We start from the raw sequence: 15,921 nt of genomic DNA on the forward strand, positions 1-15,921 counted from the left end.
ACGTTCAGGAGCCCAAGCCTCCTTCTTTTGGGGCGCGTCTTCTGTGCTGCGCTGCGCCCGCCAGCCAAAATACCGACCCGCCAGTAAAAATACCCACCAGCAGCAAACTGCTTGCCGTCGAGGTTGCGCGGGCCTTGAAAGCCTCCCAGTGGGTGCCGCTCGGGTAACCGCCATGAACCGCGAAACCAAAATCCTGGGACGCGATGCGAAGATGGAACTCCTCACGCTCGTCGGTTTTACCTTCACGCACATTGCCATCGCTATCCAGGTAGTTCGGGCCAAATTCCAGGGACAGTTTCACATCGGCTCTCAGGTTAGCCAGCATATTGCGCAAGGTGCTGCCTTCGATGAGCGAAACAACGCCATAAGGATGTTCGTAGGTGCGGTAGTACAGGACGGCCCGGTCGGGCGTGACCTCGTTGCCCGCTCGCAGCCATAGCGTCCGGTTGAAGAAGTCCCCGGGATTGAGGGGCAGATCGAGTTCGCCAAACAAGGAGCTGCAGTAGATATTGTTGTCGCTCACCAGTAACAGAGATCGCAGGTTTTTCTGGCTGATGGCCTGTTCACGCAACTTGGGCACCGCTGTGACGCACGCCTGGCCTGCGATGGACATCAATGCACTATTCGTTTCGGCTACAGGTCGTAGTACATTCTCGATCAGCCGAAGGCCTTCCCGCGTCGCGTGAGACGCCTCATTTTCCAGTTGCTTCTCAAGCTGGAAGTCCAGCACCAGCAGCCCGGTGACGACCGGGCTGAACCCGATCAGCAATGCAAACACCAGGGCTCGTTTGCGAGCGCGACTATCCATTTTATCGTGATTCATGGGGCTTCCTTTCCAATTGCCGGGAGTGGCCGGGCATCGTGCGAACGCCGTGGCGAACGTGTGCGTTGGCTCTGCCCCCAGCATAAGGGGCCGGGCCCTTGATTTCGGGGTGTCGGTTGTAAGTTGTGAAAGCCCTGCTTGTGGGACTCTTCGCTACGTCTCGAAAGTAAAAGGTCGGCCAGGAGGTGCCGTGCAGGCGGGGATCTGCTAGCTTCTTTTAAAACCCATGCCAGGAAGGACCCGCCATGACCACCAGCTCCATACCCGACCCCTTCATGCAGGCAGCCATTGAAGAGGCCCGCAAGGGCCTTGAAGAAGGCGGCATCCCCATTGGTTCGGTGATTGTCCATGAAGGCCGGATCATCGGTCGCGGGCACAACCGGCGCGTACAGCAGGGCAGTGTCATCAGGCACGGCGAGATGGATGCATTCGAGAATGCGGGGCGCCAGCCGGCATCGGTGTACCGCAACGCCACGCTGTACACCACCCTTTCCCCTTGCCCGATGTGCAGCGGGGCGATCCTGTTATATGGCATCGGCAAAGTGATCATCGCCGAGAACCAGACGTTCATGGGCGATGAGGCCTTGCTGCGCGAGCGTGGTGTAACGCTTGAAGTGCTCCAGGATTCCACATGCATTGCGATGATGGAGAAATTCATCGCCGACCAACCCGCATTGTGGAACGAGGATATTGGTGAAGAGCCCGTTCATTGATTCCCGGAGAGCCGACGCCCGCCTATGTATGTAAAGCACATTGACGCCTTCCCCTATCAAAAAGGGGGCATGAGCGAAAAAGTCAGAGCGTTCGACTGGAGCAAGACGTCGTTGGGGCCCTTGCATCTCTGGCCCACATCATTGCGTATTGCCGTCGATACCTTGCTGGCGTCCAAATTTCCGGCATGCCTGGTCTGGGGCACGGACCTCACCACTGTCTATAACGACGCTTTCAAGCCGCTGCTGGGGGCAAAGCCCGAATCCTTGGGCAAGGGTTTCGACGACGTCTGGAGCGAGGCCTGGGAGCACGTTGGGGCATTTGCCTTCCGCGCTTTCAGCGGCGAGGCGACCTTCATCGAAAATTTCGCCGTACAAGTCAATCGCCATGGCACCATGGAACAGGCGTATTTCACGTTCTGCTATAGCCCTGTGCGTGACGAGAGCGGTGCCGTGGCCGGTTTTCTCGACACGGTGGTGGAAACCACCGACACGATGGTTGCCCAACAGCAATTGCGCGAGCAGGCCGCCATTTTCGAGCGGTTGGTGGTCGAGCGCACTGCCGATCGCAATCGGTTCTGGCAATTGTCTTCGGACATCATGGTGGTGACGCGCGAAGACTTGACTGTCACTTCAAGCAACCCGGCCTGGTTTCAGGTACTCGGGTGGGAAGCTGACGAGTTACTGGGCGCGCAGATCCTCGACCTTGTTCATCCTGACGATCAAGCCATGGTGCAGTCGGCAGTAGAGAGGATGTCGCAAGGCGAGCGGGTCAGGGACATAGACACCCGTCTGCGCACCAAGGACGGGCACTATCGCTGGATCAACTGGGCGGCGGCGCCGGCCGAGGGCTTCTATCATGCGGTGGGACGCGATGTCAGCCCTGAGCGAGAGCGCGCCGAAGCCTTGCGCCAGGCCGGGGAGCTGCTGCGTCATAGCCAGAAAATGGACGCGGTAGGGCAACTGACCGGGGGCCTGGCGCATGACTTCAACAACCTGCTCGGTGGTATCGCCGGCAGCCTGGAGATGCTCGCGCTCCGGCTGGAGAAGGGCCGGCTGGATGAACTCAGCCGTTATATCGACGCCGCCCAGGGGGCGGCCAGGCGCGCTGCCACCCTGACTCACCGGCTCCTGGCCTTTTCTCGCCGGCAGACGCTTGATCCGAGCCCGACAGACGTCAATCAGTTGGTCCATGGCATGGAAGATATGATCCGCCGGACCCTGGGCCCGACCATCACCCTTGCGGTCGATGTGGAACCCGGGTTGTGGACGACCCTGGTTGATGCCCACCAATTGGAAAGCACTTTGCTCAACCTGTGTATCAATGCCCGCGATGCCATGCCTGAGGGAGGGCAGCTGGGCATTTGTGCCCGTAACTACAGCCATGCAGGCAACACCTGGAGCGATGAGGTTCTGCCCTTGGGCGATTACCTGACGCTGAAGGTCATCGATACGGGCTGTGGCATGACGGCCGAGGTGATAGAGCGCGCTTTCGAGCCGTTTTTCACCACCAAGCCCGTCGGCCAGGGCACCGGCCTGGGGTTGTCGATGGTGTATGGCTTCGCTCGCCAATCCGGCGGGCGTATTCGAATCCACTCCACGCTCGGACAAGGCACCCGGATGCAGTTGTATCTGCCGCGTCACGAAGACGGCCAGTCATTGCCGCTCGATGAACCGCCTGACACGGTAGAGCCCCTGGTGGGAACAGGGGATCGGATTCTGCTGATCGACGACGAATCGACCCTGCGGATGCTGATCAAGGACATGTTGAGCGAGCAGGAATTCCAGGTCATGGAAGTGCCGGATGGGCATGCCGGCCTTGCCGTGCTGCAAGCCGACACACCGATCGACCTATTGATTACCGATATCGGCTTGCCGGGAGGCCTCAATGGTCGGCAAGTGGCTGACGCCGCACGGGTCCTGCGCCCCGGCCTCAAGGTGTTGTTCATTACCGGCTTTGCCGAACAGTCGGTGACTGATCGCCAGGGCCTGGAGCCCGGAATGGAGGTCATGACCAAGCCGTTCTCGCTGGATGATCTGACCCGGCGCGTGCGGGCCATGCTCAACGCTGATTGACCGTGTCATGCTGGGGGCTTTGCTGGGGCGCCTGGGGCTTGCGGGCGCGGCGCTCCAGTATCAGGTAGACCACGCAGGCAATTGCCAGTGGCAGCAGGAAGTAGAGCGCCCGATAGCCGATCAGCGCCGCCAGCAGGGTGCCTTTGGAGTATTGAGGGTGAAGCAGCGTGATGAACACGGCTTCGAGTACTCCGAGCCCGGCCGGGATATGGGTAATCACGCCGGCGATGCTACTGATCAATAGTATTGCCAGAATCGTCGGGTAGCCGACCTTGCCTGGTAGCAGCAAGTAGATCAGCAGAGCCATCAACGCCCAGTTGCACGGCCCCATCAGTGCCTGTGTCACCGCCAGGCGAAAGGATGGCAGGGTGATTTCGTGGTCGCCAATGGACCAGGTGCGACGCCTGGCGAAGCGGCAAGCCAGCAGGTAGGCGCATGCGGCCAGCAAAAGCATCGCACCGATCACCCGCAACCCCATGGCGCCGACTTGAATGCCAGGTGGTAACTCCGGCAGCCCCATGACGAACACGCTCCCGGCCACCAACAGATAGCTGAGCCAGTTGGTGACCAGGCACAGGCTGAGAATTTTAGTGATGGTCGCTACGTCCAGCCCCAGCTTTGAGTACAGGCGGTAACGCAGGGCCACGCCACCTACCCAGGAACTGAGGTTGAGATTGAAGGCGTAACAGACAAACGCCAGCGGCAGCACCTGGCGAGTGGGTAGCTTATGCCCGGTATAACGACGCCCAAGCAGGTCGTAACTGCTGAACAGCGTATAGCTGCACAGTGCGATTGCCACCCCGATCGCCAGGGTGCTCAACCGGTAGGATTGCAAGGCTTGCTTGACCTCCTGCCACTCCAGATTGCGCAGCAGCATGAACAGCAGCACCGGCACCAGAATGAAAAAGAGCAGGGTCAAACCGCGTTTGGCCCAGACCCATTTGCTTTTGTGCGTGTGGGGGGCGTTTGGCTTCATGGGTGTTTGGCCTGATCGAGAGGCGCAGGGGCGCCGGGCGGCGCTTCCGGCGTCGGCACCATGGGTATCAGTTTGGGGGAGTGGGCTGGCAGCCAGCCAACGATGGCAGGAAAGCGCCGCAGAAAGTGGAACGTGAGGAAAATAAGCGGAGCCCGCCACCAGTACCCGCGCAGTACCCGTTGCAGGGTGACGGCCTTGCAGTGAGCCTGTGCAAGACCCAGCAGATGCTCATGCAGCCGCTCGTTCAGCTTGCGGTCGCGGATAATCAGGTTGGCTTCCAGGTTCAGCGCCAGGCTCAGCGGGTCGAGATTGCTCGATCCTATCGTCGACCATTGGTCATCGATCAGTGCCACCTTGCCGTGCAACGGTCGCTCACAGTATTCATGAATGACCACACCGTCGCGCAGCAAGTAGTTGTAGAGCAGGCGTGAGCACAAAAGCACCAGTGGCAAGTCGGGCATGCCCTGCAGAATCAGGGTCACTTTCACGCCACGGCGGGCGGCATTGCGTATTGCCCGCAATAAGCGATAGCCGGGAAAGAAATAGGCGTTGGCGATCACAACCCGCTCCCTGGCGCTCCGGATGGCGATCAGGTAGTGCTGTTCAATGTCGCGCTGGTGCTCGTGGTTGTCCCGGATGCACAGCAGCATGCTCGCCTGGGCGCTGTCGGCCTCGATGGGCGCCGAACGGCTGCGCCAGGGCGTTGGATTGCGCCGCACCCGGCTGGTTTCATCGAGCAATTGCAGGCTCGCGCGATGCAGGTCAGCGACGATCGGGCCGCGTACCCGTACGGCATAATCCTGTTTGGCCATCGGGCCGAAGTCGGCCAGGTGATCGGCCGAGTAATTGATGCCGCCGACAAAGGCCGTCTCGCCGTCGATCACCAAAATTTTACGGTGCATTCGCCGAAACAGATTGGTGCGCATGCCCAAAAGCTTGGGGCTGGGATCGAACGCCTGCAGGTGCACGCCAACCTCGACCAATGCCTGCAGGAAGTCCGAGCTGAGGTCGGCGGTGCCATAGCCATCGACCAGTACCTCGACGCGAACGCCGCGCCGCGCCGCATCGATCAACACCTGTTGCAGTTGCTGGCCGACCTTGTCTTCGAAAATGATGAAGGTCTCGAGCAGCACTTCTTCGCGGGCATCGTTGATGGCCTGGAAGACACTTGGGAAGTAGTCCTCGCCGTTGATCAGCAGTTGCACCTGATTGCTGTCTCGCCATGTTGCGCTCATAGATGCACCTCCACAGCCAGGGGTGCATGATCGGAAAGGTGAGACCAGGGCTTGCGTGATAGCACCTGCGGTTGATGGGCGGTGGCATTGCGAAGGTAGATGCGGTCCAGGCAGAGCAAGGGCCAGCGCGCTGGAAAGCTCTTGGCGGGTGCACCGAACGCCTGCGTGAAGACTTCCTGCATGGTGCATTCGGCCAGTTGCGCATCGGCCCGCTTGCGCCAGTCGTTGAAGTCGCCGGCCAGGATTACCGGCGCATCGGCCGGCAAGCTGTCGAGCAGATGGCACAGCAGCTGCAACTGTTTTTGGCGTTGGCGCTCGCGCAACCCCAGATGGACGCAAATGGTATGTACCTCGGGCTGCCCTGGCAGTGCCAGCACCGAATGCAGCAAGCCGCGTTCTTCGTTACCGGTAATGGTAACGTCCAGGTTGGCATGACGCACGATCGGGAACTTCGACAACAGGGCGTTGCCATGTTCGCCATCGGGATAGACGGCATTGCGGCCATAGGCGAACACCGGCCACATGCTGTCGGCAAGAAACTCATATTGTGGAATGTCGGACCAGTTGTCATAGCGCTGGCCATGCTGGCGATGGGTGCCGAGCACTTCTTGAAGGAACACGACGTCGGCCGACAGGGTGCGTACCGCATCGCGCAGTTCCGGCAACACAAAGTGCCGATTCAACGGGCTGAAACCCTTGTGTGTGTTGACCGTCAGTATTCGCAGCGAACGGACCTGGAGGGCCTGTGCACTGAAGGGTTGCGGTTGGGGCCTACTCATGCGCAATGTCCCTGGCTGATCATCGGAGAAAGGTTCAGGCAGCCGCAAACGCGAGGCTCACTCTATTTTCCGACTTTCCGGGGCTCAGGAAGTTTCAGGCTGTCGGATACCCGGCGCACCTGCTTGATGGCAGGTTTCAGGCGGCGGAGCTGATGCCGCAGGCGAGCAGGGTCCGCTCGATGGCGCCGACCACCAGGTTTTCCATCAGCGCCAGGCGCTGGGAGTCCGGCAGTGGGCAGTCCTCCAGCCAGCCCGGCAAGTGATTGACCAGGTTGGCGATGGCATGCCCGGCGGCCTTGAGCTGCATGCCGCCAAGGGTGGTATGCGGGGCAATCAACTGCAACAGCTGGCGTTCGTACTGCTCGCGCAGGTTGATGATCTGTTGTTGTTGGGTGTCAGTCAGGCAGCAAAGGTCACGTTCGGCCAGGCGAAACTGCAAGGGGCGCTCCCGGTGCAGGTTCCAATGGGCCCGGATCAGCACGCCAAGCGGATTTTCCGTAGCGCGCAGCCGCTTGGAACCCAGCGTCAGCGTGGCCAGCAGCTCTTCGTGCAACTCTTCGATCAGATCGAACAGCAGATGCTGCTTGCTGGGGAAATGATGGTAGAGCGAGCCGGCCGTGAGCCCCAGATGGGCCGCCAACTCACGCATACTGACCTGGCCGAAGCCCTTCAAGGCGAAGAGCTCCAGGGCCTTGTCACGACTTTCTTCATAACGCGAGCATTGCGCTGGATTAGTCATCGTGACGTTCCTGGCCTTAGTAGGAATGAAACCCGCGACCGCTCTTGCGGCCCAGGTAGCCGGCCGCGACCATCTCCTTGAGCAGCGGGGCGGGGCGGTATTTGCTGTCGTTGAAGCCATCATGGAAGGCTTCCATGATGGCCAGCAGGGTATCGAGCCCGATCAAATCGGCCAACGCCAGCGGGCCGATCGGCTGGTTGCAGCCCAGGCGCATGCCGGTGTCGATGTCCTCGGCACTGGCCAGGCCTTCCTGCAACACCATGACCGCTTCGTTGATCATGGGCACCAGGATGCGATTGACCACAAAACCTGGACGGTTGCCGGCGGTGATGGCCGTCTTGCCGACCCGTTCGGCCAGGGCCAGGGCCAGGGCATGGGTCGCATCGCTGGTCTGCAGGCCACCAATCACCTCAATCAGCGTCATCACCGGCACCGGGTTGAAGAAGTGCAGGCCGATAAAGCGCTCGGGCTGGCTGACACTGGCAGCCAACTGGGTGATCGACAGCGACGAGGTGTTGGAAGCGATCACGCAGTCCGCTTTCACCTGGGCGTTGACCTGCTGCAGGATGCGCAGCTTGAGCTCGAGGTTCTCGGTTGCCGCCTCGATCACCAGCTCGACGTTTTGCAGGCTTGCATAGTCGGTGCTGGTCTGGATGCGTTCGAGCGCATGGCTGGCCTGCTCGGCAGTGAGGGTTTCCTTGCTCACCTGACGCTCGAGGTTCTTGCGCAGGGTGCCCATGCCACGTTCGAGCGCGGCGTCGGACAGGTCGATCAAGGTCACCGAAAAACCGGCCAGGGCGCAGATCTGGGCAATGCCGTTGCCCATGGTGCCAGCGCCGATGACTGCAATGTTTTGCACGTTCATTTAACTACTCCGCAAATGATCAGACGCGTTCGAACAGCAGCGCAATACCTTGGCCGCCGCCGATGCACATGGTCGCCAGGGCATAGCGGCCCTGGGTGCGATGCAGTTCGTAGATGGCTTTGGTCGCGATGATCACGCCGGTTGCACCGACCGGGTGGCCGAGCGAGATGCCCGAGCCGTTAGGGTTGACCTTGGCCGGGTCGAAATCCAGTTCGTGGGCGACGGCACAGGCCTGGGCGGCAAAGGCTTCGTTGGATTCGATCACGTCCAGGTCGGAGACTGTCAGGCCGGCCTTCTGCAGGACCAGGCGGGTAGCCGGAATCGGGCCCAGGCCCATCATCGACGGCTCGACGCCGGCATGGGCGTAGGCCACCAGCCGGGCCATGGGGCGCAGGTTCTGCTGGCGTACGGTGGCGCCGGTGGCCAGGACCATGGCGGCAGCGCCGTCGTTGAGGCCCGAAGCGTTGCCGGCGGTCACGGTGCCGTCTTTCTTGAACGCGGTTTTCATGGCCGCCAGTTGCTCGGCGGTGACATCGCCACGGACGTGCTCATCGACAGCGAACAGTTGCTTGCCTTTGCGGCTGGCCACTTCGATCGGCACGATCTGCTCGACGAAACGCCCTTCGGCGATGGCACGGGCTGCGCGCTTTTGGCTGACCAGGGCCAATTCGTCTTGCATCTGCCGGGTGATACCGCGGTTTTGCGCGATGTTTTCCGCAGTGATGCCCATGTGGATGCCGGCAAACGGATCGTGAAGAATGCCGAGCATGTAGTCGATGGCCTGCATGTCACCCATGCGTGCGCCCCAGCGCGCCTGCGGCAGCAGGTAAGGGCCACGGCTCATGGATTCGGCGCCGGCGGCGATGACCGCACCGGCATCGCCGAGCATCAGGCTTTGCGCGGCCGAGACGATCGCTTGCAGGCCCGAACCGCACAGGCGGTTGACGTTGAAGGCCGGAGTTTCCTTGGGAATACCGGCATTCATGGCGGCAACGCGCCCCAGGTAGGCATCGCGCGCCTCGGTCGGGATGACGTTGCCCATGACCATGTGGCCGATCAGCTCCGGCGCCAGGGTCGAGCGCTCCAGGGCAGCGCGGGTCACGTCGGTGGCCAGCTGCGACAGCGGTACATCCTTGAGCGAACCGCCAAAGCTGCCGATGGCCGAGCGCGCGGCGCTTACTACATAAATATCGTTATTGCTCATGTCGACTCCACTGATCGATAGCGGGGGCGTTACGGCAAGGGCATTGGCAGCTGAGGGCCGACGTGCTATTGGTGCCGGTCGGTTTCATGCTGCCCTGATACCCTGCAACGGCCACCCTGGGGGTTGTGTCGAGTCTAGGGGCGCAGGCGGGCACGGCCTATGCCAAAACTGTCCAGCGTACCTGGCATTTTTTGCCACAGTCGGCTGGCGTCATGTCGGAAAATGAAATGCGGGAAAACGATTCAGTCGCGGTCTACTTCGTCCACGCCATGCTCCATGGGCTGCGCGCTCAACCTGAACGGGTCGAGCGCTTGCTGGAGCAGGCGGGCATCGCTGCCAACATGCTGGAAGACCCCACGGCGCGGGTCCCGGCCCCGGCCTTCGCACGGCTTTGGCTGCTGTTGATCCGTGACCTGGACGATGAGTTCTTTCATCTGGACTCCCATGGCATGCCGCCGGGCAGCTTTGCGCTGATCTGTCGGGCATTGATCCAGGAACCGAACCTGGAGAAGGCCTTGCGCCAATGCCTGGCCAATTTTGCGCTGTTTCTGCGCGACCTGCGCGGCACCCTCAGCATCCGTGGACAACGCGCAGTGATCAGCCTGGAGACCCGCCTGCAAGACCCGGTCGCCCGCAGCCTTGCCGAGGAAACCTTTCTGGTGTTGGTTATCAGCCTGCTGTGCTGGTTGGGCGGGCGGCGTATTCCCATCGACCGCACCGACCTGTACGACCTGCGCCCGCCACTGGCTGACGACCCATTGCTGTGGGGGCCCAACCTGACCCTCGGCGCCGGGCGCACCGAAATCGAATTCGCGGCCAGTTGGTTGCACCTGCCGGTGATCCAGGACCTGGCAGCCCTCAAGACCTTCCTGCGTACCGCACCGCAATGGCTGGTCATCCGTTTTCGCAATCAGCATGGCCTGGCCGCGCAGGTCTACCAAAGGCTGCGCAACAGCCAGTATGGGCAATGGCCGACATTGCTCGCCATGGCCCGGGAGCAAGGCTTGAGCCCGACGACCTTTCGCCGCCAGCTGGAGCGCGAAGGCCGTTCCTTCCAGGAGATCAAGGATGAAGTGCGCCGGGCCATGGCGTTCGAGCGCTTGCGCGAAACCGGCCTGAGCATCGCCGAAATCGCCGAGCAGACCGGTTTCCAGGAACCCAGCGCGTTTCACCGGGCGTTCAAGAAGTGGACGGGGGAGAGCCCGGGCAGCTATCGGCTGCGCACGCGGCGTAACCGCGGCGAGCCGATTTAGGGGCGCTTTCGTTCAGTCGTCGAGGGCAGCAGCCAGCCTCTTGACCTGGATAAGGTTGCCGCCGGCCACTTTGGTGACACGACTGCCATATTCCGGATCAGCCTTATACAGGTAGGACAATATGATGTGTTTGCTCTCGGTGCCGGCGGTGGCCAGCGATTGGCCGAAGCTGTTGACCAGATCGCTTTTCTCCTTCTTGCTGTAGGACCTGTAAAGCTCAGCGGTCTGCTGGAAGTTCTGCTCGCGCTGGATCCTGGCCTGTTGAGTGGTACCGCTCAAGGTCTTCTGGCTGTAGCGCGCAGCGTCGTCGGCCGGACGCGGCGCGAGGATACTCGGCTCGTAATTCACGCCGCTGGTGGTCTGCCCCGGGTTCATCGCGCCATCCTGGTTGCCGTTGTTCACGGCAACGCGTGGGCGATTCACTGGCAAGCTCAATGCGTTGGCCCCCACCCGGTACATCTGGGTATCGGCATAGGAAAACAGGCGGCCCTGGAGCAGGCGGTCTTCCGACGGCTCGATCCCCGGCACCAGGTTGGAGGGCGCCATGGCAACCTGTTCGGTTTCCTGGAAGAAATTTCCGACATTCTTGTTCAGTACCATCTGGCCGATCTTGCGTTCGGGAATATTCGGCCAGATTTTCGTCGCGTCCAGGGGGTCGAAGTCAAAGCCGGCCAATTGCTCTGGCTTGAGCACCTGGATGTAGAGGTCCCATTTCGGGAAGTCGCCTTTATCAATGGCTCTGACCTGACCAGGTCGGTGGTCATGTGGCTATAGTCAGCGGCCTGTATCTTGGCTACTTGCTGGGGGTCGAGGTTTTTCTGGCCCTGAAGGCTCTTCCAGCGGAATTTCACGTAATGCACGTCGCCCTGGGCATTGATGAACTTGTAGGCATGGACGCTGTTGCCATCCATGAAACGGTAGCCGGCCGGCCAGGCTGGAGGTCTGAGCCTGACGCGGGGTGTTGAGCATTGAAAAGCCCTTGCTCGACTTGATCAAGATGCATGCCTCCCAACTCAATTGAGGTGTATGCACAGGTCAAGGCGCAGTTCAGCGATGGCGAGCTGGTCGACCTGACGATGGCCATCGCCACCATCAATTGCTGGAATCGTCTGGCGGTAAGTTTTCGCCAGGTGCCGGTGGGGTGAACGACCGTTGATCCCCAAGGCCGACGCAATGGCAAAAGGCCCTCCACACTTTAGGGGTAACGGTGGGCTTTCGAGCCGCTCGGGAGTCCGAACCCGTTAGCCCAAGTTCGGAGAACCGTCATGAATATCCGTTTATGGCTAGGCACCGGCGTGATGGCTGTGGCATGTGTCACTACCGGCGTGCAGGCCCAAGGCACGCCAGTGGAGTATGAATACGGCATGAAGCTGGACATCGCCAAGGTCATTGCGCTGACTGAACCCGACCAACAGATCTGTGAAGTCGTGAAAGCGCAAATGACCTATCTCGATTCGTCGGGCCAGCAGCGCGAACTCCAGTACCTCAAGCTTGCCGATGTATGCAGCTACCGGGACTGAAGAGTTCTTCAATCCCGGTCGGGCGTGATACCTTCAGGGTTGACCAGCCGTTCACCGCGTTCCAGCGCTGCAATTTGAGCCATGTCTTCGGTGCTCAAATGCAGTGCTGTCGCCTTGAGGTTGCCTGGATATAACCCAGGGTCATGGCGTGGGTTCCGACCACGGCAATGGCTTGGCTCTTATTGCAGCGTCGGGACGAAAAAGGCTGTGGTCTGGTAGCCTTGGAGCCTTCAGTCGCACTGGGTTTGTCGATGGCCAATCACAAGATCGAAATTCGTCGTCGCAACGTTGAGAAGATCCTTTTGGCGGCCGAGAAAGTTTTTGCCGAAAAGGGCTACGGCGGCACTGCCATGGCCGACATCGCCGAAGAGGCCGACCTGCCACGTACCAACCTGCATTACTACTTCAGCACCAAAAGCGAGCTGTACCAGGCGGTGCTGCTTGGCCTGCTGGATATCTGGAAACAGGATGCGCTGTGCTTTGAAATGCACGATGACCCGCGCGTGGTGCTCAGCAGCTACATTCGCGCCAAGATGAACCACTCGCGTACGCGGCCCCATGGTTCGAAAGTCTGGGCCAATGAAATCATCCACGGCGCGCCGAACCTCGGCCAGAAGCTGGACGAAAGCCTGTATGGCTGGGCAAAGATGAAGGAGGCGAAAATCCGTCAGTGGGTCGATGACAAGCGCATCCTCGCGGTGGAGCCTTCGAGCCTTCTCTACATGATCTGGGCCTCGACCCAACATTACGCCGACTTCAGTCATCAGGTGACGTTGCTCAACAAACATCAGCCTTTGTCGCCATTGCAGTTCGAGCGGGCGGTGGAGACGGTGACCGGTGTGATCTTGCGGGGGATCGGGTTGGAGCCTTGAGGGCCCTATCGCTGGCAAGCCAGCTCCCACAGGGGGTTTGAGTAATCCTGTGGGAGCTGGCTTGCCAGCGATGAGGTCATGTCAAACACCATAGAACCTCAAGGCTGAACGCTATACGGATTGCGCGGATCATGCTCCCAATCCAGGAACCCCTTGCCGGTGTCCTGCACCACCATCTCTATGCAGCCCTGCACCGGGCAGGTGATCTGGCACAGGTTACAACCCACGCATTCGGCGTCGATCACCTCGTAGCGATGAGTGCCGTCGGCCTGCCTGAGGCTGGCAATCGCCTGGTGCGCAGTGTCCTCGCAGGCAATGTGGCAACGACCGCAGCCAATACAGGCCTGCTGGTCGATTTTGGCGATGATTTGATAGTTCATGTCCAGGTACTTCCAGTCGGTGGTGTTGCCCACCGCTCGCCCGGAGAAGTCTTGCAGGTTGTTGTAGCCCTGGCTGTCCATCCAGCGCGAAAGGCCATCTTTCATCTCTTCGACGATGCGAAAGCCGTGAAGCATCGCCGCGGTGCAGACCTGCACCGAGCCGCAGCCCAGGGCGATGAACTCTGCCGCGTCGCGCCAACTGCCGATGCCGCCGATGCCGCTGATCGGCAGGCCGCGCGTCTGCGGATCACGAGCGATCTCGGCGACCATGTTCAAGGCAATGGGCTTGACCGCCGAGCCGCAGTAGCCGCCGTGAGTGCTCTTGCTGCCGACGATGGGCAGGGCGACCATGCGCTCGAGGTCCACGCTGGTGATCGAATTGATGGTGTTGATCAGCGACACCGCGTCGGCGCCCCCGCGCCAGGCCGCTCGCGCCGCCTGGCGGATATCGGTGATATTGGGCGTCAGTTTGACGATGACGGGCAACGAGCCGTGGGTCTTGCACCAGCGGGTGACTTGCTCCACGTACTCCGGTACCTGTCCCACCGCAGCGCCCATGCCGCGTTCGGGCATGCCGTGAGGGCAGCCGAAATTCAGCTCGATGCCGTCCGCGCCGGTGGCTTCGACCAGTGGCAGGATCGCTTTCCACGAATCTTCCACACAAGGGACCATCAAGGAGACGATCAGCGCACGGTCGGGCCAGGCCTTCTTGACCTGGGTGATTTCGCGCAGGTTGATTTCCAGCGAGCGATCGGTGATCAGCTCGATATTGTTCATGCCGATGACTTCGCGGTTGACCCCGTAATGGGCCGAATAGCGCGATGACACGTTCACCGCCGCCGGGTCTTCACCGAGGGTTTTCCAGACCACGCCGCCCCAGCCGGCCTCGAAGGCACGAACCACGTTGTAGGCCTTGTCGGTAGGCGGTGCGGAGGCCAGCCAGAAAGGGTTGGGAGCTTTGATGCCAGCGAATTGAATCGACAGATCGGCCATTTATGCGGCCTCCACGTTAAGCATCAGTTGGGCATGGATGGCCTCGGCGGCCAGTTTGCCGTGCTGCACGGCCTGGACGGTGAGGTCCTGGCCGAGCGACGTGCAGTCACCGCCGGCATAGACGCCGGGAACACTGGTTCGCAGTTGCTCGTCGACCAGGATGCGGTCGCCATCGCGCTTGAGTTCAGCGGCCAGCGGATCGCTCAGAGCGTTGTCGTCGAAGCATTGGCCGATGGCCTTGAAGATCGCGTCGGCAGCAAGCTCGAAGGTTTCGCCCGTGGTGCACAGGCGGCCGTTCTCCAGGTGAGTGCGGGCAAACTGCATGCCGCGAACGCGGCCCTGGTCATCGAGCAGTACCTGCTGCGGTTGCGCCCAGGTCAGCAGGCGCACCTGATTGGCCTTGGCGATGTCTTGCTCATGCCTGGTGGCGCCCATGTCCTCCAGGCCCCGGCGGTACACCAGGTTGACATCCCGGGCGCCCAGGCGGGCCATTTGCACGGCCATGTCGATGGCCGTGTTACCGGCACCGATCACGATGCAGCGGTCGGCCAGTGGCAGGCTTGTCAGGTCGTCGGCCTGGCGCAGCTCACGGATGTACCGGGTGGCGGCAAGCATGCCGGGCGCGCTGTCATCGGCCAGGCCCAGCTGGCGGCTGGCGGCAAGGCCGAGCCCGAGGAACACCGCGTCGAACTGCTGGTGCAATTCACTGAGGCTCAGGTCTACCCCCAGGGTGCGGCCGTGGCGAATCTCGATGCCGCCGATTTCCAGCAGGAAAGCCACTTCGCGCTGGGCGAAATCGTCCACCAGCTTGTATTTGGCGATGCCGTATTCGTTGAGCCCGCCGGCTTTTTCAGAAGCCTCGAAGATCACCACGTCGTGGCCGTGCAGCGCCAACCGATGGGCGCAGGACAAGCCGGCCGGGCCCGCACCGACCACTGCAATGCGCTTGCCGGTAGCGGCAGCGCGTTGAAAGGGGTGCTCGCTGAAGTGGGCGTTGTCCAGGGCATAGCGCTGCAGTTGCCCGATCAGCACCGGGGCGCACTCTTGATGGTGGTTGCGTACGCAGGCTTGCTGGCACAGCACCTCGGTGGGGCAGACCCGGGCGCAACTGCCGCCAAGGATATTGGCCGAGAGGATTTTTTCGGCGGCGCCCTGGACGTTCTCCTGGTTGATGTTGCGGATGAAGGAGGGGATGTCGATTTCGCTGGGGCACGCGTTGACGCAAGGCGCGTCGTAGCAGTACAGGCAGCGCGAGCTTTCCAGCACGGCCTGGCGGGCGTTGAGTGGGGGTGCCAGATCGCTGAAGCGGTCTGCCAGGGTGGTCGCATCGTTGCGTGGTTGCGGCAAGTGGTTCAGGGATTCGATCACGGTAGTGGCCTCATATTCTTATTGACCTGGGCAGAACTCCCGTAGCCGCTGCCGAAGGCTGCGCTCGCGTGCGAAGCACGCGCAAGATCTCAAGATCGCCGGGGAGCCCCTTCGGGACTCCAGCGCAG

At 61.3% G+C, this 15,921-nt stretch carries 14 protein-coding genes and 2 pseudogenes; 6 read left to right on the forward strand and 10 right to left on the reverse strand.

The genetic code is table 11. From position 1 onward, the window contains the following. Positions 1-4: 4 nt before the first annotated feature. Positions 5-823 (reverse strand): CSS-motif domain-containing protein, encoded by an 819-nt coding sequence (locus NVV94_RS11420; RefSeq protein ID WP_258447246.1) that lies wholly within the window; start codon positions 821-823, stop codon positions 5-7. Between the two features lie 245 nt (positions 824-1,068). Here NVV94_RS11420 and NVV94_RS11425 point away from each other — a divergent pair, with 245 nt between their 5' ends. Beyond that, on the forward strand, positions 1,069-1,536 hold the full coding sequence (locus NVV94_RS11425; protein ID WP_258447247.1) for a nucleoside deaminase: 468 nt from the start codon (positions 1,069-1,071) through the stop codon (positions 1,534-1,536). A 69-nt stretch (positions 1,537-1,605) separates the two neighbouring features. After that, on the forward strand, positions 1,606-3,609 hold the full coding sequence (locus NVV94_RS11430; protein WP_258447248.1) for a PAS domain-containing sensor histidine kinase: 2,004 nt from the start codon (positions 1,606-1,608) through the stop codon (positions 3,607-3,609). Here the strand turns inward: NVV94_RS11430 and NVV94_RS11435 are convergent. From NVV94_RS11435 to NVV94_RS11460, 6 genes are all read right to left on the reverse strand, one after another. Continuing rightward, positions 3,596-4,585, reverse strand: coding sequence for a lysylphosphatidylglycerol synthase domain-containing protein (locus tag NVV94_RS11435; protein ID WP_258447249.1), 990 nt, complete (start codon positions 4,583-4,585; stop codon positions 3,596-3,598). The genes NVV94_RS11430 and NVV94_RS11435 overlap by 14 nt on opposite strands. After that, positions 4,582-5,820, reverse strand: a complete 1,239-nt coding sequence (gene clsB / locus NVV94_RS11440; protein ID WP_258447250.1) for a cardiolipin synthase ClsB — start codon at positions 5,818-5,820, stop codon at positions 4,582-4,584. Before clsB ends, NVV94_RS11435 begins: the two co-directional genes overlap by 4 nt. Further along, positions 5,817-6,599, reverse strand: coding sequence for an endonuclease/exonuclease/phosphatase family protein (locus NVV94_RS11445; RefSeq protein WP_258447251.1), 783 nt, complete (start codon positions 6,597-6,599; stop codon positions 5,817-5,819). Before NVV94_RS11445 ends, clsB begins: the two co-directional genes overlap by 4 nt. A gap of 136 nt (positions 6,600-6,735) precedes the next feature. Then, positions 6,736-7,338, reverse strand: a complete 603-nt coding sequence (locus NVV94_RS11450) for a TetR/AcrR family transcriptional regulator (protein WP_258447252.1) — start codon at positions 7,336-7,338, stop codon at positions 6,736-6,738. Positions 7,339-7,354: 16 nt separating this feature from the next. Next, a complete protein-coding gene (locus NVV94_RS11455) occupies positions 7,355-8,203 on the reverse strand; it encodes a 3-hydroxybutyryl-CoA dehydrogenase (RefSeq protein ID WP_258447253.1) in 849 nt (282 codons plus the stop codon). 19 nt (positions 8,204-8,222) lie between these two features. Further along, positions 8,223-9,407: an acetyl-CoA C-acyltransferase family protein gene (locus NVV94_RS11460; protein ID WP_258447254.1), complete on the reverse strand. Its 1,185-nt coding sequence runs from the start codon at positions 9,405-9,407 to the stop codon at positions 8,223-8,225. 227 nt (positions 9,408-9,634) lie between these two features. On the opposite strand from NVV94_RS11460, the gene NVV94_RS11465 reads away from it, so the two are divergent. Next, entirely contained in the window at positions 9,635-10,660 is a 1,026-nt protein-coding gene (locus NVV94_RS11465; RefSeq protein WP_258447672.1) for an AraC family transcriptional regulator, read from the forward strand. 12 nt (positions 10,661-10,672) lie between these two features. On the opposite strand, the pseudogene NVV94_RS11470 reads toward NVV94_RS11465, so the two are convergent. Further along, a pseudogene (locus NVV94_RS11470) lies at positions 10,673-11,589 on the reverse strand (catalase); the annotation flags it as partial. A 90-nt stretch (positions 11,590-11,679) separates the two neighbouring features. On the opposite strand from NVV94_RS11470, the pseudogene NVV94_RS11475 reads away from it, so the two are divergent. The 3 genes and pseudogenes from NVV94_RS11475 to NVV94_RS11490 form a co-directional block, all read left to right on the forward strand. Beyond that, positions 11,680-11,805: pseudogene (locus NVV94_RS11475) on the forward strand (carboxymuconolactone decarboxylase family protein); the annotation flags it as partial. Between the two features lie 120 nt (positions 11,806-11,925). Then, entirely contained in the window at positions 11,926-12,180 is a 255-nt protein-coding gene (locus NVV94_RS11480) for a DUF2790 domain-containing protein (RefSeq protein ID WP_258447255.1), read from the forward strand. Between the two features lie 251 nt (positions 12,181-12,431). After that, the gene (locus NVV94_RS11490) at positions 12,432-13,052 is read left to right on the forward strand and encodes a TetR/AcrR family transcriptional regulator (protein WP_258447673.1); all 621 of its coding nucleotides are present in this window, start codon (positions 12,432-12,434) and stop codon (positions 13,050-13,052) included. Positions 13,053-13,150: 98 nt separating this feature from the next. Here the strand turns inward: NVV94_RS11490 and preA are convergent, their stop codons facing one another. Next, the gene (gene preA, locus NVV94_RS11495) at positions 13,151-14,425 is read right to left on the reverse strand and encodes an NAD-dependent dihydropyrimidine dehydrogenase subunit PreA (RefSeq protein ID WP_258447256.1); all 1,275 of its coding nucleotides are present in this window, start codon (positions 14,423-14,425) and stop codon (positions 13,151-13,153) included. After that, positions 14,426-15,793: an NAD(P)-dependent oxidoreductase gene (locus NVV94_RS11500; protein ID WP_258447257.1), complete on the reverse strand. Its 1,368-nt coding sequence runs from the start codon at positions 15,791-15,793 to the stop codon at positions 14,426-14,428. Between the last annotated feature and the right edge of the window lie 128 nt (positions 15,794-15,921).

Origin of the sequence: Pseudomonas sp. LS1212, from assembly GCF_024741815.1 — a bacterium.
Taxonomy (GTDB): Bacteria; Pseudomonadota; Gammaproteobacteria; order Pseudomonadales; family Pseudomonadaceae; genus Aquipseudomonas.

Excerpts from the sequence above, each read along its gene's own strand:
- NVV94_RS11420 (WP_258447246.1), bottom strand. The coding sequence starts at position 823 with ATGAATCACGATAAAATGGATAGTCGCGCTCGCAAACGAGCCCTGGTG.
- NVV94_RS11425 (WP_258447247.1), top strand. The coding sequence starts at position 1,069 with ATGACCACCAGCTCCATACCCGACCCCTTCATGCAGGCAGCCATTGAA.
- NVV94_RS11430 (WP_258447248.1), top strand. The coding sequence starts at position 1,606 with ATGAGCGAAAAAGTCAGAGCGTTCGACTGGAGCAAGACGTCGTTGGGG.
- NVV94_RS11435 (WP_258447249.1), bottom strand. The coding sequence starts at position 4,585 with ATGAAGCCAAACGCCCCCCACACGCACAAAAGCAAATGGGTCTGGGCC.
- clsB (WP_258447250.1), bottom strand. The coding sequence starts at position 5,820 with ATGAGCGCAACATGGCGAGACAGCAATCAGGTGCAACTGCTGATCAAC.
- NVV94_RS11445 (WP_258447251.1), bottom strand. The coding sequence starts at position 6,599 with ATGAGTAGGCCCCAACCGCAACCCTTCAGTGCACAGGCCCTCCAGGTC.
- NVV94_RS11450 (WP_258447252.1), bottom strand. The coding sequence starts at position 7,338 with ATGACTAATCCAGCGCAATGCTCGCGTTATGAAGAAAGTCGTGACAAG.
- NVV94_RS11455 (WP_258447253.1), bottom strand. The coding sequence starts at position 8,203 with ATGAACGTGCAAAACATTGCAGTCATCGGCGCTGGCACCATGGGCAAC.
- NVV94_RS11460 (WP_258447254.1), bottom strand. The coding sequence starts at position 9,407 with ATGAGCAATAACGATATTTATGTAGTAAGCGCCGCGCGCTCGGCCATC.
- NVV94_RS11465 (WP_258447672.1), top strand. The coding sequence starts at position 9,635 with ATGCGGGAAAACGATTCAGTCGCGGTCTACTTCGTCCACGCCATGCTC.
- NVV94_RS11480 (WP_258447255.1), top strand. The coding sequence starts at position 11,926 with ATGAATATCCGTTTATGGCTAGGCACCGGCGTGATGGCTGTGGCATGT.
- NVV94_RS11490 (WP_258447673.1), top strand. The coding sequence starts at position 12,432 with ATGGCCAATCACAAGATCGAAATTCGTCGTCGCAACGTTGAGAAGATC.
- preA (WP_258447256.1), bottom strand. The coding sequence starts at position 14,425 with ATGGCCGATCTGTCGATTCAATTCGCTGGCATCAAAGCTCCCAACCCT.